At 69.6% G+C, this 22675-nt stretch carries 21 protein-coding genes and 3 pseudogenes; 10 read left to right on the top strand and 14 right to left on the bottom strand.

Annotated elements, in window-relative coordinates; translation table 11 throughout:
• Window positions 1–6: 6 nt before the first annotated feature.
• From ABD944_RS24490 to ABD944_RS42495, 5 genes are read right to left on the bottom strand one after another with little or no spacing between them, the layout of a single operon-like run.
• Window positions 7–1020, bottom strand: a complete 1014-nt coding sequence (locus tag ABD944_RS24490; protein WP_345180138.1) for an acyl-CoA dehydrogenase family protein — start codon at window positions 1018–1020, stop codon at window positions 7–9.
• A 51-nt stretch (window positions 1021–1071) separates the two neighbouring features.
• A complete protein-coding gene (locus ABD944_RS24485; protein WP_345180136.1) occupies window positions 1072–1836 on the bottom strand; it encodes an SDR family NAD(P)-dependent oxidoreductase in 765 nt (254 codons plus the stop codon).
• Between the two features lie 37 nt (window positions 1837–1873).
• Window positions 1874–3022: an acyl-CoA dehydrogenase family protein gene (locus ABD944_RS24480; protein WP_345180134.1), complete on the bottom strand. Its 1149-nt coding sequence runs from the start codon at window positions 3020–3022 to the stop codon at window positions 1874–1876.
• Window positions 3022–3915, bottom strand: coding sequence for an acetyl-CoA C-acyltransferase (locus tag ABD944_RS24475; RefSeq protein ID WP_425550315.1), 894 nt, complete (start codon window positions 3913–3915; stop codon window positions 3022–3024). Before ABD944_RS24475 ends, ABD944_RS24480 begins: the two co-directional genes overlap by 1 nt.
• A complete protein-coding gene (locus ABD944_RS42495) occupies window positions 3842–4219 on the bottom strand; it encodes a thiolase family protein (protein ID WP_425550314.1) in 378 nt (125 codons plus the stop codon). The genes ABD944_RS24475 and ABD944_RS42495 overlap by 74 nt, the downstream gene beginning before the upstream one ends.
• A 381-nt stretch (window positions 4220–4600) precedes the next feature.
• On the opposite strand from ABD944_RS42495, the gene ABD944_RS24470 reads away from it, so the two are divergent.
• The 3 genes from ABD944_RS24470 to ABD944_RS24460 all read left to right on the top strand — a co-directional run bounded on the left by ABD944_RS24470 (window position 4601) and on the right by ABD944_RS24460 (window position 6445).
• On the top strand, window positions 4601–4792 hold the full coding sequence (locus ABD944_RS24470; protein WP_345180239.1) for a helix-turn-helix domain-containing protein: 192 nt from the start codon (window positions 4601–4603) through the stop codon (window positions 4790–4792).
• A 29-nt stretch (window positions 4793–4821) separates the two neighbouring features.
• Entirely contained in the window at window positions 4822–5925 is a 1104-nt protein-coding gene (locus tag ABD944_RS24465; protein WP_345180132.1) for a tyrosine-type recombinase/integrase, read from the top strand.
• Window positions 5926–6055: 130 nt separating this feature from the next.
• Window positions 6056–6445 carry a winged helix-turn-helix transcriptional regulator gene (locus tag ABD944_RS24460; RefSeq protein ID WP_345180131.1) on the top strand — a complete coding sequence of 130 codons (390 nt, stop codon included), beginning with the start codon at window positions 6056–6058 and terminating at the stop codon, window positions 6443–6445.
• A gap of 304 nt (window positions 6446–6749) precedes the next feature.
• Here the strand turns inward: ABD944_RS24460 and ABD944_RS24450 are convergent, their stop codons facing one another.
• Window positions 6750–7748, bottom strand: coding sequence for a quinone oxidoreductase family protein (locus ABD944_RS24450; protein WP_345180128.1), 999 nt, complete (start codon window positions 7746–7748; stop codon window positions 6750–6752).
• 86 nt (window positions 7749–7834) lie between these two features.
• Between ABD944_RS24450 and ABD944_RS24445 the strand changes: the two genes are divergently transcribed.
• The 3 genes from ABD944_RS24445 to ABD944_RS24435 all read left to right on the top strand — a co-directional run bounded on the left by ABD944_RS24445 (window position 7835) and on the right by ABD944_RS24435 (window position 9745).
• Window positions 7835–8257, top strand: a complete 423-nt coding sequence (locus ABD944_RS24445; RefSeq protein ID WP_345180127.1) for a MarR family winged helix-turn-helix transcriptional regulator — start codon at window positions 7835–7837, stop codon at window positions 8255–8257.
• A gap of 500 nt (window positions 8258–8757) precedes the next feature.
• Window positions 8758–9390 (top strand): TetR/AcrR family transcriptional regulator, encoded by a 633-nt coding sequence (locus ABD944_RS24440; protein WP_345180125.1) that lies wholly within the window; start codon window positions 8758–8760, stop codon window positions 9388–9390.
• Between the two features lie 43 nt (window positions 9391–9433).
• On the top strand, window positions 9434–9745 hold the full coding sequence (locus ABD944_RS24435) for a histidine kinase dimerization/phospho-acceptor domain-containing protein (RefSeq protein WP_345180124.1): 312 nt from the start codon (window positions 9434–9436) through the stop codon (window positions 9743–9745).
• Window positions 9746–9813: 68 nt separating this feature from the next.
• Here ABD944_RS24435 and ABD944_RS24430 read toward each other — a convergent pair.
• The 3 genes and pseudogenes from ABD944_RS24430 to ABD944_RS24420 all read right to left on the bottom strand — a co-directional run.
• Window positions 9814–10263 (bottom strand): annotated as a pseudogene (locus tag ABD944_RS24430) (hypothetical protein); the annotation flags it as partial.
• Between the two features lie 514 nt (window positions 10264–10777).
• Window positions 10778–11146, bottom strand: a complete 369-nt coding sequence (locus ABD944_RS24425; RefSeq protein WP_345180122.1) for a DinB family protein — start codon at window positions 11144–11146, stop codon at window positions 10778–10780.
• Between the two features lie 914 nt (window positions 11147–12060).
• Window positions 12061–12933 carry a LysR family transcriptional regulator gene (locus ABD944_RS24420; RefSeq protein ID WP_345180121.1) on the bottom strand — a complete coding sequence of 291 codons (873 nt, stop codon included), beginning with the start codon at window positions 12931–12933 and terminating at the stop codon, window positions 12061–12063.
• A gap of 127 nt (window positions 12934–13060) precedes the next feature.
• On the opposite strand from ABD944_RS24420, the gene ABD944_RS24415 reads away from it, so the two are divergent.
• The 3 genes from ABD944_RS24415 to ABD944_RS24405 all read left to right on the top strand — a co-directional run bounded on the left by ABD944_RS24415 (window position 13061) and on the right by ABD944_RS24405 (window position 15290).
• A complete protein-coding gene (locus tag ABD944_RS24415) occupies window positions 13061–13540 on the top strand; it encodes a cupin domain-containing protein (RefSeq protein WP_345180118.1) in 480 nt (159 codons plus the stop codon).
• Entirely contained in the window at window positions 13537–14868 is a 1332-nt protein-coding gene (locus ABD944_RS24410; RefSeq protein WP_345180117.1) for an MFS transporter, read from the top strand. The genes ABD944_RS24415 and ABD944_RS24410 overlap by 4 nt, the downstream gene beginning before the upstream one ends.
• A gap of 281 nt (window positions 14869–15149) precedes the next feature.
• The gene (locus tag ABD944_RS24405; RefSeq protein WP_179847650.1) at window positions 15150–15290 is read left to right on the top strand and encodes a hypothetical protein; all 141 of its coding nucleotides are present in this window, start codon (window positions 15150–15152) and stop codon (window positions 15288–15290) included.
• Window positions 15291–15875: 585 nt separating this feature from the next.
• Here the strand turns inward: ABD944_RS24405 and ABD944_RS24400 are convergent.
• A pseudogene (locus tag ABD944_RS24400) lies at window positions 15876–16049 on the bottom strand (transposase); the annotation flags it as partial.
• A 609-nt stretch (window positions 16050–16658) separates the two neighbouring features.
• On the opposite strand from ABD944_RS24400, the gene ABD944_RS24395 reads away from it, so the two are divergent.
• Window positions 16659–17312, top strand: coding sequence for a TetR/AcrR family transcriptional regulator (locus tag ABD944_RS24395; protein ID WP_345180237.1), 654 nt, complete (start codon window positions 16659–16661; stop codon window positions 17310–17312).
• A gap of 962 nt (window positions 17313–18274) precedes the next feature.
• Here the strand turns inward: ABD944_RS24395 and ABD944_RS24390 are convergent.
• The 4 genes and pseudogenes from ABD944_RS24390 to ABD944_RS24375 all read right to left on the bottom strand — a co-directional run bounded on the left by ABD944_RS24390 (window position 18275) and on the right by ABD944_RS24375 (window position 22655).
• Entirely contained in the window at window positions 18275–19738 is a 1464-nt protein-coding gene (locus tag ABD944_RS24390; protein WP_345180114.1) for an amidase, read from the bottom strand.
• Window positions 19739–19773: 35 nt separating this feature from the next.
• Window positions 19774–21327: a class I adenylate-forming enzyme family protein gene (locus ABD944_RS24385; protein ID WP_345180112.1), complete on the bottom strand. Its 1554-nt coding sequence runs from the start codon at window positions 21325–21327 to the stop codon at window positions 19774–19776.
• 195 nt (window positions 21328–21522) lie between these two features.
• A pseudogene (locus ABD944_RS24380) lies at window positions 21523–21845 on the bottom strand (IS982 family transposase); the annotation flags it as partial.
• A gap of 255 nt (window positions 21846–22100) precedes the next feature.
• Complete coding sequence (locus ABD944_RS24375) at window positions 22101–22655, bottom strand: transposase (RefSeq protein ID WP_345180109.1); 555 nt, start codon at window positions 22653–22655, stop codon at window positions 22101–22103.
• Window positions 22656–22675: the final 20 nt, after the last annotated feature.

Here is a 22675-nt window from a genome sequence, read left to right as displayed (position 1 = left end):
TCGCCCTCAAACCTGGTCGAGTACGCGGCCGGCGAGCAGCATCAACGGCGCGTCCGTGTTGCCGAACGCCGCGTGGTGCAGGTGAGCACTACGCAGGCGCAGGTGGGCGTCGTGCTCCTGTGTCACGCCGATCCCACCGAGGACTTGGATTGCGGTCTCGCAGACTCTGATCGCCGCCGCACCGGCGTAGCTCTTCGCGGCCGAGGCCACCCTTTCCGCCTCGTCGATCGGGGCGTGCTCCGCGGCCCAGGAGGCGCCGTAGGCGATGGAGCGTGAGGTCTCGACGTCGAAAAGCATGTCGGCGCAGAGATGTTTCACAGCCTGGAACGAGCCGATCGGACGGCCGTACTGCTCGCGTTGCCGCGCATACTCGACGGCCTGGCGCAACGCTCCGTCGGCGAGGCCGGTCAGAAACGCCGCGGCTCCGGTCCAGGTCACGGCTCGCGCCCTGCGCGCCCCCTCGCCGGAGGCGGGGCCGGCGAGGATGGGCCGGTGGCGGCCCAGGCGGTGCAGCGGGTCGATGTCCGTGATCGGGTCGGTGTCGGCGAGGTCGTGCACCGTGGCGAGTCCGCCCGGGGAGAGCGCGACCCCCTGAGCGCCCTCGACCCAGTCGAACGCCACCGTTGCCGTGGCGAGCGGGTCTTCGAGGTGATCATCGAGAAGGACCGAGTAGGCCGCGCCGCGGCACAGGCGCGCGAGCGACTCCTCCGGCCCGCCCGCGAAGCGGAGCAGGGCCGCCGCCGCGATGGCGGTTCCGACATACGGCACAGGGGCGATGTGGCGGCCGAGCACCTCGGCCACGACGCAGGCATCGGTCAGTGAGCCGCCGGCGCCGCCCTGGTGCTCGGGTACCAGCAGCGCGACGAGGTCGAGGTCGACCAGCGTCGACCACCATCTGGCGCGCAGAGCGCCTCCGTCCGTTTGCGCGTCGCCCACCGGCGCCTCCGCCGACAGCCGTGCGCCGACGGCGTCCGCCGTCTGCTGGAGGACGCGCTGGCCCTCCGAAAGAGCGAAGTGCATTCGGCCTCCGGAAGTATCACTACTGCGTATGTATTCAGCGGAAGGATCGGTTCACAGCCTGAAGCCACCGTCGACGTAGAGCGTCTGCCCGGTGACGTACGACGCCTCGTCGCTGCACAGGAACGCCGCCGCGGCGGCGACGTCCTCGGGGGTCCCGACTCGCCTGACCGGGGTCTTCTCGGCCCTCGTCCGGCGGAACTCCTCGGCGTCCACGTTGAGCCGGCGTGCGGCGCCGTCGGTCATCTCCGAGATGATGAAGCCCGGCGCGATCGCGTTGACGTTGACGCCGAACGGGCCGAGTTCGATGCCGAGCGAGCGGGTGAAGCCCTGCAGACCCATCTTCGCGGTCGAGTAATTGACCTGACCTCGGCTGCCGAGCGCCGACGTGCTCGAAAGGGTGAGGATCTTGCCATACCGCTGGGCGACGAAATGCCGCTGCGACGCCCTGGCCATCAGGAACGCCCCTTTGAGGTGGACGCTCATGACGAGGTCCCAGTCGTCCTCGGTCATTTTGTGCAGCAGGCTGTCACGGGTGACACCGGCGTTGTTGACCAGCACATGGATGCCGCCGAGTTCCTCGACAACGCGCGCGACCGCCGCGTCGACCGCCGCGCCCTGGCTGACGTCGGCGGCGATACCGATCGCCTTCGCGCCCTTGGCCAGCGGCAGCCGGCCGGCGGCCTCCGCTGCGGCGGCAGCGTTGAGGTCGACCACTGCGATCGACGCTCCCTCTTCCGCGAGGCGGGCGGCGATCCCGAACCCGATACCGCGTGCTGCCCCGGTGATGGCGGCGACCCGCCCGTCGTAGCGACCCATTGTCTTCTCCTCGTCGTTGTCGGCGTTGCGTGCTGGGTCAGAGGGAGCGGGCGATCAGTTCCTTTTGGATCTCGTTGGTGCCGCCGTAGATGCGCTGCGCCCGGGCATCGGCGTACAGCCGGGCGATCGTGTACTCGGTCATGTAGCCGTATCCGCCGTGCAACTGCAGGCATTTGTCGATCACCTGGCACTGGACATCGGTGAGCCACCATTTGCACATCGCCGATGTCGGGAGGTCCAGCCCGGTCGACAGCTGGGTGGCCATGCACTCGTTGAGGAAGACGCGGGCGACCCTTGCGAGGGTGGCGCATTCGGCGAGCTCGAAGCGGATGTGCTGCTTGTCCATCAGTGGGCCGCCGAAGGCCTCGCGCTGCTTCACGTAGTCCACGGTGACCGAAAGCGCCAGTTCGGTCGCGGCGACCGCGGTAATGCCGACGATGAGGCGCTCCCGGGGCAGCTTGTCCATCATCATCGCAAAGCCGCTCCCTTCCTCGCCGAGGAGGTTCTCCACCGGCACGAGGACATCGTCGAAGAAGAGCTCGTTCGTGTCCGCCCCGTGCTGACCGATCTTGTCCAGGGGCCGCCCTCGGGTGAATCCGTCCGCTCCCTGGGTCTCGACGACGATCAGAGAGATGCCCTTCGCGCCTCTCGACGGGTCGGTGGAGCATGCGACGACGACGAGATCGGCACTGCCGCCATTGGTGATGAAGATCTTGGACCCGTTGAGGAGCCACCCCTGGTCCGTCCGGACCGCCTTGGTGCGGATCGCCTTGAGGTCGGAACCGGCGGATGGCTCGGTCATGGCCAGTGCCCCGATCAGCTCACCGGTGGCCATCTTCGGCAGCCAGCGCCGCCTCTGCTCTTCCGTCCCGTACTCGTATATATAGTCGGCGACGACTCCGCTGTGCATCGAGTTGCCCCAGGAGCGGTCACCGTGCCGCGCGTAGGCATCCTGAATCGTCGCCTGGTGGAGGAAGCTGCCGCCGCCCCCGCCGTACTCGGTGGGGACGCTCGCGCACAGCAGTCCGAGTTCGCCGGCTTTCAGCCAGAAGTCGCGATCGACATGACGTTGTGCCTCCCACCTTTCCCTGTTCGCCGGGATCTCACGGTCGAAGAAGGCGGTGGCCATCCCGAACAAGTCGGCCGCGTCGCCCGTCATCCAAGGCCGAGCCGTAGTGTCGATCATCAGGGCCCTTCTGTGAGTCGTTCGAGGACGGTTCCCGTCCCGAGCCCCCCGCCGCAGCACATCGTGATCAGTGCGTAGCGACCGTCGGTGCGCTCCAATTCGTGGAGCGCCTTGGTGATCAGGACGGCTCCGGTCGCGCCGAGCGGATGGCCGAGGGCGATCGCGCCGCCGTTGACGTTCACCCGGTCCATGTCCGCGCCGTACTCCTTCGCCCATGCGCAGGCGACCGAGGCGAACGCCTCGTTGATCTCGACGAGGTCGATGTCGTCCAGCGAGAGCCCGGTCCGCGCCAGGATCTTCGCGGTCGCCGGAATCGGCCCGGTGAGCATGAGGACCGGATCGGAGCCGACCAGGACCGAATCGACCACGCGCGCCCGCGGGCGCAGCCCGAGAAGCCCTGCCTTCTCCCTGGTCATCAGCAGCACCGCGGCGGCTCCATCGGAGATCTGGGACGAGTTCCCCGCGGTATGGAAGCCTCGCGGTACCCGGTCGGGCTGATTGAGCCTCAGCCCGGCGAGACCCTCGATCGTCGTCGACCGCAGTCCCTCGTCCCGCGTGATCGTCGTCGTCCCGACGATCACGCCGTTCCCGTCGGCGGCCGGGGCCTCGACGGGGACGACCTGACCGCCGAAGCGGTCCTGCTCCCACGCCACCGCGGCCCGGTCCTGGGAGGTCTTCGCGAACTCGTCGAGCTCCTCGCGGCTCAGCCGCCAGCACTCGGCGATGCGGTCGGCGCCCTCGAACTGGATCGTGGGTTCGTAGACCTCGGCGTACCTGCCACCGCGAGGGTTGCCGTGAGGCCCGTCTGGGGGCATGTTGCTACCGAGAGGGATCCGGCTCATGACTTCGACACCGCAGGCGATCGCAACATCGGCGGAACCGCCCGCGATCATGGACTGCGCGACAAGAAGGGCTTCCTGCGACGAGCCGCACCTGGGCGTTCACGGTCGCCGCGGGCACCTCCATCGGGAGGCCGGCGGTGAGCCAAGCGTTGCGCGCAACGTTCGCGGCCTGCATGCCGAGCTGCAGGACACATCCTCCGACTACATGATCGACCTCGGAGCCGGAGAGGCCGGATCGCTCAAGAAGCCCGACCAGGACATCGCCGAGCAGCTCGTTGGAGTGCTTGTGGACCAACCCGCCGTTGCGCTTGCCGATCGGTGACCGGACCGCATCGACGATGACGACTTCCCGCATATGAACTCATTTCCGCGTAGGCAAAACATACTACCACGTAGGTTTTTTGGCCCACCTGGTGCATCCGATGTCCGGCAGGTCAGCACGTCGGGCGTTCACGGTTCGGTGAGCCCAGGACGGTGACCACCGAGCAGCCCGCCGCCCGCGACGCGGACACCGGTTCGTCCTGCGCTCACCGGGCCCCCGCCCCCGCAGGGCGAAGCCGCGTCGTCCATCTCTTGCGAAGGGTGCTTTCGGTCCCTGACGTGGGGCTGCTAGTGCGGGCGCATCTTCGCGCCTCCTGCGGTCCGGTGGCGAGAGCGAGGTGTGACCTTGCAGGGTGAGCCGAGCGCTCAGCGGCATGATGCCGGTCCAGAACACAGGTCCAGTCACGAGGTCCGGCTGTACACGCCTGCCGAGGCGGCGGCGATGTTGCAGGTGCGCGAGTCGTGGCTGCGCAAGAAGGCCAGTGCGCGGGTCATCCCGTGCACCTTCATCGGCAAGCATCTGAGGTTCAGCGATCAGGACATCGCCGGGATCATCGCGGCCGGCGCCAAGCAGCCGGTGGTCCGCCGGCGGCGCGGCCGGTTCTGAGCCGCGGAAGACACAAGGAGGAGCAAGTCATGGCGTATGCCGAAAAGCGTGGAAACAAGTGGCGGGTCCGGTACATGCGGCCGGATGGCAGCGCGGCTTCGCAGTCGGGGTTCGAGACGAAGAAGGCCGCGCTGAACTGGGGTGAGGAGCAGGAGGCCGGTATCCGGCGACATAGTTGGAACGATCCTCGTGACGGGGCGGCGTTACTGGCCGACTGGGTCGAGCTGTGGTGGTCGGGGCAGGATCTGGAGGCCACGACCGAGGCCAAGTACCGGTACCTGATCGATCACCACATCGTGCCGACGTTCGGGAACCGGCCGGTCAACACCCTCACCAGCCCCGAGGAGATCGTGGCCTGGGAGAAGCGGACACGGACCAGAGGGTTCTCGCACCGGACCGCAGCCGATGCCCGGTCGCTGCTGGGCACGATCCTTGGAGATGCCAAGGAACGCGGGATGGTCGCGACCAACGTCGCCGTCAAGCGGCGAGGACGCGGCCGGAAGCGCGCACGTCGGGCCATCGCGGTGCGGGGGCCGGAGAAGGTCTGGGCCACTCCCCTGCAGACCCTGCTGCTCGCCGAGCGATGCGCGCTGCTGTCCGGGCGGGATGACGACTTCGTCCTGATCGTCCTGACCGCCTACACCGGTATGCGGTGGGGTGAAGTGCACGGGCTGGAGCGGCCGGCGTGCCGACTCGACCGGATCCAGGTCGACTGGCAGCTGCGGGAGCTGGCAGGGCGGCTCGAGAAGGTGCCGCCCAAGGACGATTCGCACCGGCCGGTCGATCTGCCGCCCTTCCTGTCGGCGCTCGTCTCGGAGCAGAGCCTTCGGACGCCTGGCCGCTGCGCCTGTCCGGGACGGGCGCCTGTCTGCGGCGGACGCGGGCAGTACCTGTTCCTCAGCTCGGAAGGTTCGCATCATCGTCGTTCCCGGTCGGTGTGGCTGCCGCTCATCGAGGGGCTCACGCCGCACGGGCTGCGGCATAGTCACAAGACCTGGATGCTGGAGGACGCCATTCCGGAGGTGCTCCAGGCCGAACGGCTGGGTCACACGGTGCCTGGCATCCGTGGCGTGTACTCCCACGTCTCGGACACCATGCGAGATGTCATATGCATACTCCAGCCACAGAGATAAGGAGACGGGCGCGCTGTCTTGGAAACCGTTGTGGTCTGACGCGGGCCTGGTTCATGCTGGCCGGAGCGCCTGCATTCTTTCAAGTACCTATATTTCTGCCGGGTACTGACATAAGTGTGAGTATGGGCCGGTGAAGGAGACGAAGAAGCGGACGTTCACCTGCGGTCTCGACGCTGCCATCGCCGTCATGGGAGGCAAGTGGAAGGGTCTGATCCTGTTCGCACTCCAGGACGGTCCCCTGCGCTTCGGGGAGTTGCGGCGCGCGGTGCCCGGCATCAGCGAGCGCGTGTTGATCCTGCAGTTGCGTGAGATGGAGACCACCGGGCTGCTGCATCGCGAGGCCCATTACCAGGTCCCACCGAAGGTGGAGTACTCGCTCACCGCGTTCGGCCATTCACTGAACACCGCGATGGAACCGCTCGGGCGTGGGGCGAGGAGCACATCGAGCGCATCGAGGCCATCCCGTGGGGCCAGGTGGGGTGAACTGGCGCGGGATCACGTCAAGCGGCAAGCGTTGTGACCTGGGACGGCGGAACCGGGGACAAGACCCGGTTGTCTGGCAGCACGGCCCACAGCACGTCGACCAAGCGACGCGCCAGAGCCAGTAGTACCTGAATTTGGATCTTGTTCTCGGTTCGTTCGCGCTGATAGAACGCCTTGGATTCGCCATCGGCTCGGATGCTGGACAGCGTCGAACGTCCCGCGTTGGCGAAGGCGGCGCGGACGTCCCCGCCGGTGGCGACGATGAACTGGGCGCCCAGCCGGGCGTCCTTCGCGTCGGTCTTGACCTCGCCGCGCCGGAGCCCCGGGCCGCTTGTCGCTTCCTATCCGACCTTGAGGGCCAGCTTCCCGACGTAGTGATTGTTCAGGGCGCGATGCGCATCCTTGACTCGCTCCATGGGGAAGGTCCGGGCGACGTGGACCTCGAAGGAGCTCGCCTCGATGATCGCGTTCAGCCGATCGGTGGCGGTGCGGCTACGATCGCCGTCGTAGTAGGACACCGTCGCGCCCGGCGGCGTTACGGGGACGGGTAGGACACCGTTCGGCCAGGCGATCTGTCCCGAGCTCTTGATCGCGCGAAGAGATCGTTCGGCGGTCTCGCCTCCCACGGTGACCAGCGCCGCGTCGAGCCCGCCTGGTGCGAACTCGAGTGCCGCGGCTAGCACATCCACTTTGCGTCCGTCGATGGCGTCCTCGGCGCCCAGCCGCCGGGCCAGGGCGACACCGTCGTCACCAGAGGCCACGACCAACACTCGGGTGCCGCTGTGCCGCGCCAGCTGCACGGCCATGTGGCCGATACCCCCGCTGGCCCCGAAGACCATGAGCGTCTCATCCGACCGCAGGCCGAGCAGATCGAGGCCGCTCAGTGCAGTCAGGGCATCCCAAGCCATCGCGCCGGCCTGTTCGGTCGGCATCCGGTCGGGCACGCGCGATACGAACTCCGCCTCAACGACGCCGTACGCGGCGTAGAAGCCGCCACGCCGCACCGGCATCGTCGCAGCGTAGACACGCTCGCCCACATCGAACCGGGTGACGTTGCGTCCGCCCGCAGCCACCGTACCCGCCGCGTCCCAGCCGAGGACATAGGGGAAGGCCGACGTGACGCCGAAAGCGTCGTCGTAGTCCCCCTCTCGCTCGACCGCGTCCCAGGACGCGACGCCTGCGAACTCCACCCGGATGAGGACGTCGTCGTCGCCGATCTCCGGGAGCGGTATCCGGCGCGGCGAGAGTTCGTCGACTCCGCCGAACCGGTCAAGGACGATCGCGTCCATCTGCGGCACCATGATCGCGCCATCCGCTGTGCTCTCGACTCTGCCGTCCATGGGCTCTCCTCGTTACTTGAGTGAATCAAGGATTATTGGACCACAGTTACTTGAGGCAATCAAGTAACTGCTCTAAACTGGGAGCCATGGCGCTGCCGAGCGGACCCGTAGCTACCTCGTCCGAGGCCGAGGCCGTCTTGTTCGACCTGGTCGACGTATATGACCGCGCCTACGAGGCGGCCGCGGCCGAGCTGTCGCTCAGCTCGGCGCAGGCATGTGTGCTCGGGCGACTCGATGAGCGACGCGCCATGGGCGCCTTGGCCGAGGAGCTCGGCTGCGATGCCTCCAACATCACCCAGATCGTCGCGCGTCTCGAAGCGCTCGGCCTCGTGACCCGCGAACCGGATCCCCGGGACCGCCGCGCACGACTCGTCGCGCGAACTTCCCGAGGAGACGAGATCAACCACCGGTTCGCCACAGCCTTCACCTTCGCCCGCACGGCGGTCGGACGACTCTCACCCGACGAACAGGATCAGTTGACGGCGCTGCTGCGCAAAGCACTGGGCTGACACGCGCCCGCAGCCCCACCCGACCAAGGTGGATCCAACCGCTTCATGGTGCGGGCAGCTGCAGCACAACGCCGCCAGCCGCGGCCGCTCATGAGTCAACGGTGGAGGGCGCCCGCGTCCGGGCCGCCCTCCGCCTGCCTCCCCCGACCGCGCCGCCGGCCGCTCGGCCTGGCATCTGAACCCTGCGGCGAGTGCCGCCAGCAGGCCCCGCGGGGGCGGGGTCTCGTCCAGGAACTCGCTGGCCAGGGCGGTGGTCCGGTCGCCGCCCCGCGGGTCGCCTCGTCGATCGCCGCCATCTGCGCCGCCGTGCCGGCGGCGCCCAGTAGGCGGGCCGGTTGACTGCGCGGCGGGTCGGCGTCTCGCGCCGAGGCGATTCGGCCCGGCACTCGGCCGAGCAGGGCCACCAGGCGGGCGGACCTCCAGCTCATCTGACACCCGACTGTTAATGCGAACGATTTCGCGTTATCCTGTGACACAACCCATAGAAAGGAGCGTCTCGGATGGACGCGAAGCCGCCCGCGACGGGGGCCGTGCGCCCCGGCGGCCGGACGGCGCGCACCCGTGCCGCGGTGCTGGCCGCGACCCGGGACGAACTGGAGGCCGGCGGCTACGCCGGGCTCACCCTGGAGAAGGTGGCCGAGCGCTCAAGCGTGCATCTGGCCACGCTGTACCGGCGATGGCGGACGGTCGAGGGACTCGTCGTCGACCTGCTGGGCGAAATGGGCAAGACCGAGATCCCGATACCCGACACCGGCTCGCTGAAGGACGACCTCCGGGCGCTCGCTCTGGACATCGCCGCCCTCTACCGGCAGCCCAGGGCCCGGGCGCTCGTCGAGGGCGTCGTGGCCGCCGCCGTCCGATCTCCCGAGGCGTCCACCGCCTGGGCGACGGTGATCGCCGAGCGCAACCGCCTCGCGTCCCGGATCGTCGAGCGGGCCGTGGGACGCGGCGAACTGCCGCCGGGGACCGACGGCATCGCGGTCACCAGCGCCGTCGGCGCCCCCATCTACTACCGCCTGCTCGTCGCCCGCGGGCCGGTGGACGACGAGGTCGCCGAAAGCGCCGCAGCGGCCGCACACGCCGCCGCCCTCAGCGGCGTCTTCACCCCCGGTGACCCCCCCGGCCCTCCATAAGGCAGCGGCGTACACCCGTCGCACCAGCGAAAGGACGCGCACAATGCGCCAGGACATCGAGTTCATCTCGGCCAGGACGACCGAGGTAGGCAAGAGCTTCGACGCCGACCGGCGCGCCCTGTTCAACGGCGAGGCGCCGGCCGAGAGGCAGCGCCGATTCGCCGTCCAGGCCTCGCACGAGATGCGCACACCGCTTGCCGCGCTGCGACTGGAGTTGGAAGAAGCCCTGACCAACAGGGATGTCGCCGACCCCTTCGCGGCGTTGAAGGAAGCGTTGCAGAGCGTCGATCGCTTGGAGAACACGGTCATCGCCCTGCTCTGGTCGCTCCAAAGGGACGCTTCGGAGCACCCTTAGGCTGCAGCGGCGGGCGAGTGCTACCGCCGCCGGCACCGGCATGGCGGGTCGGTCAGGGGATGGCCCGGTCAACGGACTGAGATGGGAGGCCGTTCTGCTGAGCGGCGGCCGGAGCCCACCGGTCCACCGTCTTCTTGGCGGCGCCGGAGTCGATGGCCGCTGCCGCCCCTAAGGCCGGCGGCCATGCGGGCGCGCACATCGCCGTCCAGCCCGCGGTAGGCGGCGATCGCGGCGGCCGCGTTGATCAGTACGGCATCCCTGCCCGGACCGGTGTCGCCTTCGACGATCCTGCGCGCGACAACGGCGTTGTGGGAGACGCCACCACCCCGCAGGTCGCCTGGGACGGATCGGGGTTGGCCGAATTCGGCCGCGTCGATGGTGGTGGGCGTCACGGCGTTGCCGGTCACCACCCACACACGTGTCGGTGCGGCGGTGGAGATCTCGTCGAGACCGTCATGGCCGCACACCACCAGCGCTGAGCAGCCGCGGTCGGCGAGCACTAGGGCGAGCACGGGCGCGACATCGGCATTGGAGCTTCGAGTATCCGCACGCCCCGCTTCACGTCCACCCTGGCCAACACCTCAGCCGCCAGGCGATCGGAGGCCCTGAGGGTGGCGTCGTTGAGGACGGGTTCGGTGGCGCGGTTTTCGGGGCAGGCACGCCGCCTTTCCTCGCCGACGTCGGGCGCGGCCTGGCCCGCGGCCGCGAGACCAAGGACCAGGCGATCCGCTGGCTCCGCCGGGCCGAGAACACCGCCCCCAGTGGATCCGCAACAACACGCCGGTGCGGGAATTGGTCGCCGTCCTGCTCAGCCAGGCCCGCACCGACGCCGGCGGCCGCGAACTGCGCGGCATGGCCGCCCGCATGGGCTTGCCCCACTGACCTGCAACGGATCAGACCGGCTGCTCACCACGGGGTTCACGCCTATGAAGACGGTCCGGTTCACGCCAGTGAGCGATCCCAGCCGCCTGGCACCCGGTGACCACGCGGGCTCGCCGTATCAAGTGGTCGGCAAGGTGGACGGTGCGCCGGTCAATGCCGTGCGCGGCGCAGGATAAGGAGCTGGCCGATCTCGGAGACGTTCTTCATGAGCTCGATGTTCACCCCTGCGCACATGTCGGCGACGGTGTGGCCCGCCTCCTCGGGCCAGGGGAACGCCGATCGTTCGTCGAGTCGGTCGGTGGCCGCCAGCGCCGTCCGCCATGCCTCGTGGATGTCGCCCAGCCATTCGGTGATCGAGGTGCAGGTGCCCGGCCACTCGATCTCTTCGCGTGCCGGGATGTCGGTCTGCTTCAGATGAGCGAGCGCCGTGGTCCACCACCAGCCGATGTGCCAGGTCAGCCAGGCGATCGTGGGGGCCGGGACGGGAGTGGGCTCGACGTCGGAGAAGTCCGGGGGCAACCGCCCTCGATCTGGTGCATGGTCCAGTGCGACGGTGCCGGTTCCCAGAACAGGTCGTCCTCGTGCCACTGCGGCGCGTGGTATTCGAAGAGCGCCCAAGCGGTCGACAGTTGCTGCGGGAGCACCTGCTTGACCTCGGTCATCCGGTCCACCTTCGTTCCATGCCGCGTGCCCGCCGCCCCGGTCTTCGTCGAGGCCGACGCCCTACAGAAGCGCCGTGGAGGAAGCCGCCGACAGCGTCCTCCGCCCATCGTGGCGATCGGCAGGCGTGCCCAGGGGCGGTCACGACGGGCGTGTGGACGAGCTCGCGATGATGGGGCACCCGAGCGGCCCGCTCCACGGCCATCTTGGTCGTGTCCAGCACCCAGCGGGTGGTGTCGTTGAGGGCGGGGTCCTTGACGCGGGTTTCGAGTAGCCGCACACCCCGCTCCAGGTCCACTTCGTGTAGCGGACGAACGTGTCCTCTCGGCCCTGAAGAGCGTCCTGCACAGCCTCTTCGATCCGGCGCGGTCACCACAGGCGGGCGGGTGAACGCCAGAAGCGGCCGAGGCGTTGAAACGGCGTGGACGAGGCGAGGAGGTGGCGCGGATTCGAGCTCGCGGCGGAGGAAGCCCGCGGCTCAGGCCGCGCTGCTGGTGGCCGGTGTCAGATCTGACACCAGGAAATCACTTCCCGCTACGTAACGAAGCCTTCGCGGAGGGGGCTTGGTGACGCAGACTCGGAGAACAGCCGCTGATATGCCGTGACCAGAACCGACGCCAGGGCCACCCCTTTCGCAGAGATGCTCCTCGATCTCCTGAGCACGTCGCCCGCGACATCAGCGCCACCTGGAACACCTCTTCGCGTCCTACCGTTTCGCGCTGCCCGTACGGCTCCTTCCTCTGCCAAGCCGAACCAGCCGCCCACGGTCTTTGTCAGGTGACCCGGATCAAGCCTTCCAGCAGGTGGCGAACGGCCGGGACGGGCGGGCCCGGCGGGACGGCGAGGTAGGTCGTCATCGTGGGAGAGGTGAGGCGGCGGACGGTGACGCGGGGGATTTCGGGGAGGCCCGCCACCTCGTAGAAGACGGTCCAGGACGGGTCGCCCACGCCGATGTCGGTGAGGGTCTCCTGGAACGTGGTGAAGGGCGGGCCGAGCGGCGGCGCGATCCCGGCCGTCCGGCAGGCGCTGGTGATGAGGTCGTGGAAGGGCGGGTTGTCCTCGCGCGGGGCGAGGCGGAGGGGGAGGTCCGCCAGATCCGCGAGGTCGAGTGCGGGGCGCTGCGCCGGGGCGTGCCCGGCGGGCAGGGCGACGTACAACGGGTCCGTCCAGACCGGGAGCAGTTCGAGACCGGGGGCGTCGCTGAGCGCGCGGATCAGAGCGGCGTCGAGCTCCCCGGAGCGGACGGCGGACAGCCGGTCGGGCAGGGCCAGGCGGCGGGGGCGGACCTGGACGCGCGGCGCCACGGCGGCCAGCTCGCTGAGGACGCGGTAGATCCGGTCGCCGGGGCCGTGCACGGTGCCCAGGCGCAGGACGCCGTCGACACCGGCGCGGACGTCGGCCGCGACCTGCCGTGTGCGGTGCAGGGCGGCGAGGACGGCACGCGCCTCGGGCAGCAGCCGCTCGCCCGCGCCGGACAGCTGGACGCGCCGGGTGGTGCGGTCGAAGAGCCGCACGCCCAGCTCGCGTTCGAGCCGGCGGACCTGCTGGCTCACCGCCGACTGGACGATGCCGATGCGCTCGGCGGCGACCCCGAACCCGCCCTCCTCGGCGACAGCTACGAAGTACTCCAGCTGGCGCAGTTCCACCCGGCCCCCCTCGATTCATCTCGATCCGTGATGACTCAGGGTCCAAAGCGCCTGTGGTTCGCGGGTTGTTCCCCGGCTCGAATGGAGCTCGGACGAAAACCCGATATTCGACAGGAGCGTGAGGTCGTTGCATCCCCTCGTTGTCATCCCGGAGGCCGCGGAGGCCGTCGGACTTCCGGAAGGTGGGGCGTTCACCCTGCTCGCCGACGCGAGCCAGACCGCGGGCGCGCTCGGCGCCAACCGGCTCACGGTGGGGCCGGGCCGCGACGGCGCCGCCCCGCACTACCACGCGCTGTCCACCGAGCTGTTCTATGTCGTGGACGGGACGATGGAGTTCCTCCTCGGCGATCGGGTTGAGACCGTCGCGGCGGGCGGGTTGGTCGTCGTCCCGCCGCGGCTACCGCACGCCTTCGGCGCGGCGGCCGGCACGGGCGCCGACCTGCTGGCCGTCCTCGCGCCCGGGGTCGAGCGCTTCGGCTACTTTCGGCGGCTGGCCCGCGTCCAGCACGGGCTGGAGCCGTTCGAGGGACTGCGGGCCGAGCAGGACCGCTACGACGTGCACTTCGTGGACGACGAGCGCTGGTCGTCGCTGCGGGGCGACCGGTGACCGCGACCGCGGAGGCCGGGGTCGCGGCGCCGCGCATGGGCCCGGCGCCGACCGCGCTGCGGCTCGGCGCACTGTTCGGGCCGTCGGTGTTCGGCGTGACGGCGGCGGCCGTGGCCCTCCCGGAGATCGCCAGGGAGTTGCACGCCGGGCCCGCGGAGGTCGCATGGGTGCTGACGGCGCACGCGCTGGCGCTCGGCGTCGGCACCGCCGTCTTCGGCCGTCTGGCAGATGGGTGGGGCACGCGGGCCACGCTGCTGATCGCGGCGGCGGTGCTGGCCGCCGGGGCGGTCGTGTGCGCCGCGGCGCCGAGCCTCGGCGTCCTGGTGGCCGGACGGCTCGTCCTGGCGGCGGGGTCCGGGGGGACGGCGGCGGTGGGGGCCGCGCTGCTCGCCGGTGTGGAGCCCGCCGATCGTCCGAGGGTGCTCGCCGGATACGGCGCGGTCATGGCGGTGTTCGCCTCCGCGGCGACGCTGGCCGGGGGCGCGGTGACGACCTGGCTGAGCTGGCGTGTCACCGTCGTGCTTCCTGTGCTGTCGGTGGCGGCCGTCCCGTTCTGCCTCGGGCTGGCGCGGCGGCCGGGGTCGCGCCGTTTCGTCGATGTCGCGGGGGCCGCCGCGCTGACCGCGGCCGTGAGCGCGATGCTCGTGCTCATCCAGGCCAGGACGCTCGACCTTGGCGGCACGGTCGTCGCCGCGCTCGCGGCGGCGCTCGTCCTCTCCGGCGGGGCGCTGGCATGGCGGGTGGCGCGGCGGCCGGACGGGTTCGTCCCGCACCCGGTGCTCGGCGAGGCGGGCTACCGGATCTCGGCGGTGATCGGGGCCGGGGTGTTCGGCGGGCTCTTCGCCGCGATGTACGTGGTTCCGCAGATCCTCGCTGGGGAGCACGGCTGGAACGTCCTCAAGATCGGCGCCGCGCTGCTGCCGGGCGCCGTGGTCGGCGCGGCACTGGCCCGGCGCGCCGGCTCTCTCGGCGCGCGGGGCGGCCGCCTGCTGCTGGCCGGCACCGCGCTCGCCGCAGCCGCCGCACTGGCCGCGGCTTCCACAGGTGAGGGCGGCCCCTGGCCGCCGGTCGTCGCGGCGTCGCTCTGCCTCGCAGCGTTCGCCGTCACCCAGGTCGTGATCACCGGTGAGGTGTCGGCACGACTCCCGATGCCGCTGCGCGGCGCGGGCATGGGCCTGCTCAACCTGACGTTCTTCGTCGGCGGCGGGATCGGCTCGGCTCTCGCCGGGGCCCTCGCGGAGTCATGGAACCCCTCCCCCATCCTGGCGGTCACGGCCCTCTTCCCCCTGACTGCCGCCGCCCTGGCCACCGCCCGCCGCTCCACTTGAAGGCTGCTGCGGCCCCCTCCGCCGGGCGGAGGGGGCCGCAGGTGTTGGCGGATCATGAGAAACCGTCAGCTCGGAGTGTCGTCGCTGGACGGTTCGCCGTTCAGGGCAGGCGCAGAACGAACCGGGCATCTTGCAGCCGTCTGAAATCGTCAGCAAACCGCCGTCAAACCAGGCGACCTCTAGAGCGATGGGCAAGCGTCCGAGGCCGACATACTTATCCCATGTGGGGATTCCTCGGTGTAATCGTGATGATCCAGGGCTTTGGCTCGGCAATCGCCACGATGTTCAGTGACGACGCGAAGTTCGGGTTCCTGCTGAAGTGGGCGCACGAGTACCAGCCGTTCATCGGCATCGCGACCGGGCTCCTCGGGATCGGGGTGCTCGTCCTGGGCGAGCGCAGCAAGAGTTCGAACGGCGGCTGATGGCGAGGGCCGATCCCAGCGAGAAGGACGGCGCCAGGACCACACCGCTGGTCCCTCGCGGCAGGAACCCACAACCGTGCTGCCGGGCCTCCGGTTCCGACGACGGCACGATTCGCAGCCGCTCATCGGCCAGGACCCGGTGCGCCTGCTGCTCGGCCAGACGGGCCGCGTGCCATCTGCGGCACCGCAGCAGGTGGCCGGTCAGCCAACCGCCGGCGGGAACCACCCAGGCAGCGGCCGTTCCCTCCGGCGGCCGCCACCCGCAGCGGCGGTCGCGCGCGACGGCATCCGCCCAGCGCGCGGGCCGACCACCGCGGAGGCTCGATGGACGTGACAGTGCACAGCACGAGTGCGGACGCCGCAACGGATCCCACAGCACACCGGTCACGGCCGCGACGCACGATAGGGCCGTCGCCACTGCCCGCGCGCGCCGGGGCCAGCGCCACCGCATCGCGATGATCGAGCCCAGCGCGACCGTTACCAGGAAGGGCAGGGTGAAGTCCGGCCGGTTCTCGAGCATGTTCCCGGCGTCCACCACGTCCACCGCGACCACGGCGCCCGCCAGCGGCACGTCCAGGGCCAGGGCTGGACTATCGTGCGAGGCCAGACGGTCTCCACCGCCTCGAGCAGGCCCTTGAGGCCGTCGCAGACCAGCATCAGGACGTCCTCGACGCCGCGGTCCTCCAGCTCGGTGAACACGTGCAGCCAGTACTTGGCGCCCTCACCGCCGTCGCCGGCCCAGGTGCCCAGGATGTCGCGGTGGTGGCCGGGCCGGATTCGCCGCTCGGCTCAACTGAAGGCCGGACCACTCGCCGCACTCGTCCCTCCGAGAGACGACTTCCCGACTTCCTCACCCCGGACCTGGTCCGCCGGGGGGTTCGGAGCCACCCCCGAAACCGTGCCGAACACCCCAGCCGCACGCATTCAAGCGGATCTCACCCACTGCGACACCGGCACGCGCCCCCACGCCGAACTGAATGCCGGCCAACCGGCCGCCGTGTATCCGCTGGACGCCGCCGGAGCTGCACGCGCACTACCCGATCGACCGCGGCTCGACCTCGTCGGCCGCGACCTCACCCCCTGATTGCCCCTCCCTCCCCTACCGAGTCGACGACAGTGGGGCGACCCCGGCTGTTCTGCGTCGCAGCTCTTCGCCGGCTGCTCGGGACCCGGGTGGCAACGACCATCCGCTCGCCGCGGACGCGGGCGTCGAGCTGCACCCGACGGCTCGCAGCGCACTTGGGCATGGGGCGATATATCCCCATCCATTGCGCCCGCAATACCCGGTTTTGACTATTTCTCTATGTTCGGCCTGGTCCGGTGAAGAATACGCTGTTGAGTGAGTCTTATGGAGGGACGGTGCTGTCAATGCCGCACACGTACGAGGCTTCAGACGGGGACGGCGGCCGCATCCCCGAGCGCGTACTCACCACTGCCGCACGACTGTTCTCCGAGCTCGGCTACGACGAGGCTTCCACGCAAATTATTTCCGATGCCTGCGGCATCGAGCACAGCGTGGTGACCGACCACTACGGCGGCAAGATCGGCTTGTACAAGGTCGTTTTGAGGGAGCTGACCGCACTCCGTATTGAATCCATGAAAGGTGCCTTGAAGGAGTTCACCCCCGACGTCGCCGGCCTCATCCGCCTGATCGACTCATACTTGGACTTCTGCCTGCAGTACCCAGAGTTGCCGGCGCTCTGGATGCACCGCTGGATGTCCGACGCCACTGACATCCCGGAGGCGGAGGTGCGCGACAGCCTTCGAGAGCTGGACCAGATCGTCGGCCTGATCGCTCAAGCCGTCGCGGAAGATGTGGACCCGGAAATGTTCAATTGGAACGTGGTCTGGGTGGTCAACAGCTTCATCAGGGGCGGAATCACCGATTCCGACGGAGTGAGCCATCGCGCCGACGATCCGGACACCCTTATGCGGTTCCGGCGTTATTTGCATCAAACTGCACAGTGGGCAGCCGGACCTCGCTTGCCGACCGGCGGGGCGTCGAGGTCACCGTACCGATGACCTCGACGCCCCTTGCCTGGCCCCCATAGGCATACCCCACGCAGAGTCAATGCCTTCGCGGGACGTCCGTCGTGGGGCGCTACTCACGTTTTCTCAGTGCAATGATCTGCGCGAGGTAGCGCGAAGTGCACTCAGACGGACGGGCCTGGTGTCGAGCCATAGATGCACACAGACGTAAAGCCTCTGGTAAGACAGGCCTCACCACAAGGTCATGCCCGTAGCTACCAGAGGCTTCACGTTGGTCACGTATGTTGCCACGCTCGACGTTTCGCGCACATCGTGGAGTACCTTGCGCGCCTGCTCGCCGCCCACCGCCGCCGGATCGGCACCCCGCGCCGCAGCCGGGCGCTGGGAGCGGCAGCGGCCGGTCGCGCACCTTGTCGTGCTCCGGCGCCACGCCACGGCCGGATCAGCACAGACGGGTAGGCCCCGTGACGGACCTCGATGGAGCAGACCGGTCCGTCGATCTGCTCGGTCGACGACGTACTGGAGCGAGTCCTCGATCGGGTCCCGGTGCCGAAGCGCTGCCCGAAGTCGTAGAGCGCCTCGGCCTCGAAGGCCCGTGCCCGCTCGATCGCCACCGCCCCTGACCGTCGATCACCTGCGTCAGCGCGATCTCCTCGGTGCTCACCCGCCGGGTCTCGTCGTTTCGGTGGAGCGGAAGGCCAGCCCCCGCCAGCGTCTGCGAGGTGCGCAGCCGGTGCACGTCGATGCCGCGGGTGAGCCCGTTCTCGAACCGTGGTGGCTGCGGTCGACCAGCCGTTGGCGCCGACGTCGGCGACGTTGATGCCCCCCGCTGTCCCGCCCGGTCAGGTCCAGGCCCGATGATCGAGATGTCGAGCACCTCGTCGAGGCTGAGCCCGCTGTCGAGCGCGGTCGCCACCCGACTCGGGACGGCGAAATGGCGCCCGTTCTCGGGCTGGCGCATCCCGTCATTGTACGAAGCGGGCCGTGGTGAGGGATCAGGACACGGACGCCCCAGCGAAGACCGGCGGACGCCGGTGCGCCCAGGGAGCTGCCTCCTCGAGTTGCGAGGCGACCCGGACGAGCAGGTCCTCGCGGCCGTAGGCCGCAACCAGCTGCACGCCGATCGGCATCCCGTCGGGGGCCCAGTGCAGCGGGAGCGAGATCGCTGGCTGGCCCGTGATGTTGAACGGGGCGCTGTATTGCGTGGCCGCGTAGATGCGGTCGTGCGAGCGTTCACGGTCGGCCGGGTCGAAGTCGAGGGAGCCGAGAAGGAACGGCGGTACCGGCATCATCGGGGTGACCAGCAGGTCCCAGCCGTCGTCCGACCACCAGGTGGCCATGGCACGGGTGAAGCGGTTGAGGACCAGGCGCGAGTGGGTGGCGTCGGCGGCGCTCATCCGGCGCCCGGTCTCGATGTGGTCGCGGGTCAAGGGCTCGAAGCGGTCGAGGTCCAGCGGCTTGGCGAGGTTTCCTTCGAGTTCCATCATGGTCGCCGCGAACAGTGCTGAGAGCGTTCCGAAGAAGTGCGGCATCAGCTTTGAGCGCTGGGTCTGCATCGGCGCCGGCGTGGAGGAGTCCACGTCGTGCCCAAGCTCGGCCAGGAGCTCGCCGGCCTGGGTGGCCGCCAGCGCGCAGGCGGGATCGGTCTCGAAGTCGTCGAGCCCGGTGGTCACCCCAATGCGCAGTCGGCCCGGTGCTCGGCCGACTTCGGCGGCGAACGGTCGCGCCGGTGTCGGTGCGGTGTAGGGGTCGCCCGGCTCGCAGCCGGCGAGCACGTCAATGGTGGTCGCCGCGTCGCGCACGGTGCGGGTGATGGCACCCTCGACGGCGAACCCGGCGGGTTCCTCGCCCTGGTCGGGGCCCATCGACATGCGGCCGCGCGAGGCCTTCAACCCGACCAGTCCCGTCATGCACGCCGGGATCCGGATCGAGCCGCCGGCGTCCCCGCCGTGGCCCAGCGGGACGCTGCCCGAGGCGACGGCGACCGCCGAGCCGCCGCTCGACCCGCCGGGCGAGCGCGTGGTGTCCCACGGGTTCAGGGTCGGCCCGAACGCGACCGGCTCTGTCGTGACCGTGGGCCCGAACTCGGGGACGTTCGTGCGGCCGAGGACGACGAGGCCGGCGTCGAGCAGCTTGCGGGTGACGTTGCTGTCGTGGTCCGCGATCACGCCCAGGTCGCGGATCACGGCGGACCCTGCGTAGTTGGGCTGCCCGGTCATCAGGTTCTGCCCGAGGTCCTTGAGGACGGTGGGAACCCCGCGGAGGGGGCCGTCTGGGAGCGGTCCGTCGGCGTCCGCGAGGGCCTCCTCGTACCGCCGGTGGACCATGAAGTTGAGGGTCGGATCGGTCTCCTCGATCCCGGCGATGGCTGCTTCGACGAGCTCGCGCGGCGAGACCTCGCCCGTGCGCACGAGGCTTGCCAGCTCGGTCGCGTCCGCACCGTAGATGTCGTTCGGCATGGGGTCCCTTCTGTTCTGGCGATTATGCGCCCATGTCAGTGCGCGGCGTCCGGCTGACGCAGCATGCGGCGCATCAGCTTGCCGCTGGAGGTGGTCGGCATTTGGTCGACGAAGTGGATGGCACGCGGGACCTTGTACGCCGCCAGGTGCTGCCGGCAGTAGCCCGTCAGCTCCGCCGCGTCCAGGGTGGACCCGGGCGCCGGTACGACGTACGCGTGCGCGACCTCGCCCTTCACCTCGTCCGGCTCGCGACCGACGGCGACGAGCGCCACGCTCGGGTGCCCGATCAGCACCCGCTCGATCTCCGCGGGATACACGTTGTAGCCGGCGGTCAAAATCATGTCCTTGAGCCGGTCGACGACGAAGAACCGCCCGGTGCCGTCGTGGGTGGCGACATCGCCGGTCCGCAGCCAGCCGTCGGGCGTGATCGCCTCGGCCGTGGCCGCGTCGTCGCGGTAGTAGCCCAACGTGACCAGCGGGCCACGGGCCACGAGCTCACCGCGTTCGCCGGGCCGGCACTCGGTGACGCCGTCCTCGGTGCTGACCACCCGGAGCTCGTTCCCGGGAAGCGCCACCCCGATCGAGCCGCGGACGTTGGGGGCGTACAGGGCGTGAGTAGAGCCCAGGCCCGACAGCTCCGTCATCCCCCACAACTCGATCAGAGGAGCTCCGGTCCGCGTCTCCCAGGACTCGATCACGCTCTCCGCGATCGTCTGCCCGCCCACCGTGCTGCGGGTGAGGGAGGAGAGATCGGCCTCCGCCAGCGCAGGCGTCGCCAGCATGGTGGCATACATGGCCGGCACCCCCTCGAACATGGTGGCGCCGTACTGCTCGATGCGCCGGATCGCGCCCTCGGGATCGAACCGGGTCATCAGCACGACCCGGCCACCGGCCATCCACGTGCTGTGGAGCACGACGTTCCCGTACACGTGGGCCGACGGCAGGGCCGTGAGGACGACGTCCTCGGGCGTCCGCACGTGCATCGTCGCCGTGTACGCGCAGTTCAGCACCAGCGAGCGGTGCGACTGCATGGCACCCTTGGGATGGCCGGTCGTCCCGGAGGTGTAGGCGATACAGGCCGTGGACCCGGGGTCCACCTGCACAGGCTCGAAGGGCTCGGTGTCGGCCGAGGCGAGGAGCGACGCGAAGGGCGTGGCGGCCGGCGCGTCCGCGTCGTCGAAGGAGATGACCTGCTCCAGGCCCGGGACGCTCCCAAGTGCCGCCCCGACCGCCTGCAGGCGTTCCCCGGAGGCCAGCAGGACCTTGGCTCCCGAGTCACCCAGGATGTAGTCCAGCTCGCCGGCGGTCAGCATCACGTTGAGCGGGTTGACGACCGCTCCGCAGCGGAGGGCGCCGTGGTAGGCGACGATCCACTCCCACCGGTTCTGGGAGAACAGCGCGACGCAGTCACCGGGCCTGACACCGCGGGTGCTAAGTGCATGCGCGACCCGGCCCGCGAACTGGTCCAGTTCCTCGAAGGTGAGGGTTCGTTCATCGGTGACCAGGGCGGTACGACGAGGCCAGCGCCGCGCGGCTCGGGGCAGCAGCTGCCCCAAGCCGTCGAGGGGCGGGAACAGTCCGGCGTTCAACACGACCTCCGGGCTCGATCGGACGGGACACCGCATTGAATCCCGGAGGCCGAGCTGCCCGTCACTGCCGAACGGAAGGGTCTTTCGCCGTGCTCGGCTCGCGTCCCGTAGCAGGCGTCGGTGAAGCAGAGTCGCATCGCGGCCGAGCCCCGCCCTCTGGACGAGTGATTCTTAATGGTCGTACGCGGTCAGTGATCAGGTGATGGGTTGGCCGGTGTGGTGGTTGTGCCAGATCGCGGCGGTCATGGCCAGGATGCGCTGGGCGACTCGGACCGAGACGCCCTCGATGGTGGGCCGCCGTGCCGTTCCAGGTCGAGTTGGCCTTTGAGGGTGTCGTTGACCGACTCGATGAGCCGCCGGACCGGTTTGAGTAGAGGTTCAGCGGGCCGGTCGGGCTCGCTGCGCATCGAGGGGCGCAGCAGCTCGATGCCGCAGTGGGCCAGTTCGTCTTCGAAGCAGCGGGCTTTGAAGCCCTTGTCGCCGATCAGCAGCAGCCCCGGCCGGACGGCCACCAGGTCGGTTCACACATTGATCTCGGTCACCCTCTTCGCATGCCGGGACGGGCCGACCACATCGTGATCATTAGGGATCACTCGTCTGGGAGTCTGCTGAACAAGGGGTGATGGAGGCGGGATGGGCGCCGACATGGCCGTCTGTGCGGCGGGTGACATCGAGCCCATGGGGTTGACGGAGTGGTCGCCCTTCCCGCAGGTTCGATTTGGTGGAGGGTTCGGGGCCGTGCAAGGGGCGGCTGGCCCTGGTGGGCCCGGCTGTCAGGGCAGTGCCCAGCCGTGGGGAGTGTGGGTGAGGCCGAGGTCGAGCATTCGGCTTAGGTTGAGACCGGCGATGCGCAGGTGGAGCCAGAGGCCACCGTTGGGGATGCCGCGGTGGCGGAGTTTGCGGGCGCGGTCGTGGGGGCCGATCAGCCAGGCGATGGAGCGTTCGGCCATGGGGTGATGCTGCCGGTAGGTCGCTCGCAGGTCGGGGTGGTTGGCCCGGTCGTGGCGGGCTTGGCGTAGCAGCGCCTCGTGGGGTTGTTGCAGTTGCAGGGTTCGGCCGGTCTTGCTGGTGGTGCGGCGTTCACGCAGCGGGCAGGTGCGGCAGGCGGCCCCGAACACCACCGCCCGCGACGGTCGAGATCGATGTCGACGAACATCCGCCGAAGCTGCGTCCGCCAGCAGTGCCGGTGGGTGTCCTGCAGCCCGGGAATCGCGACGTGCCCCGGCAGCTCCAGGACCAGGACGTCCTCGTCGCCGACCTCGAGGCGGTGCGATCGCCGCGATGCGTCGGCCCTCGACGAGGACGTCGGCCTCCTCGAGGTCGCCCACCCGGCGTCCATCGTGAGCAC

It is taken from the genome of Actinomadura verrucosospora, assembly GCF_039540335.1.
Taxonomy (GTDB): Bacteria; Actinomycetota; Actinomycetes; order Streptosporangiales; family Streptosporangiaceae; genus Spirillospora; species Spirillospora verrucosospora.
Note: the sequence above shows the minus strand (reverse complement) of the source record. Positions and strands in the feature narration are given on the sequence as shown.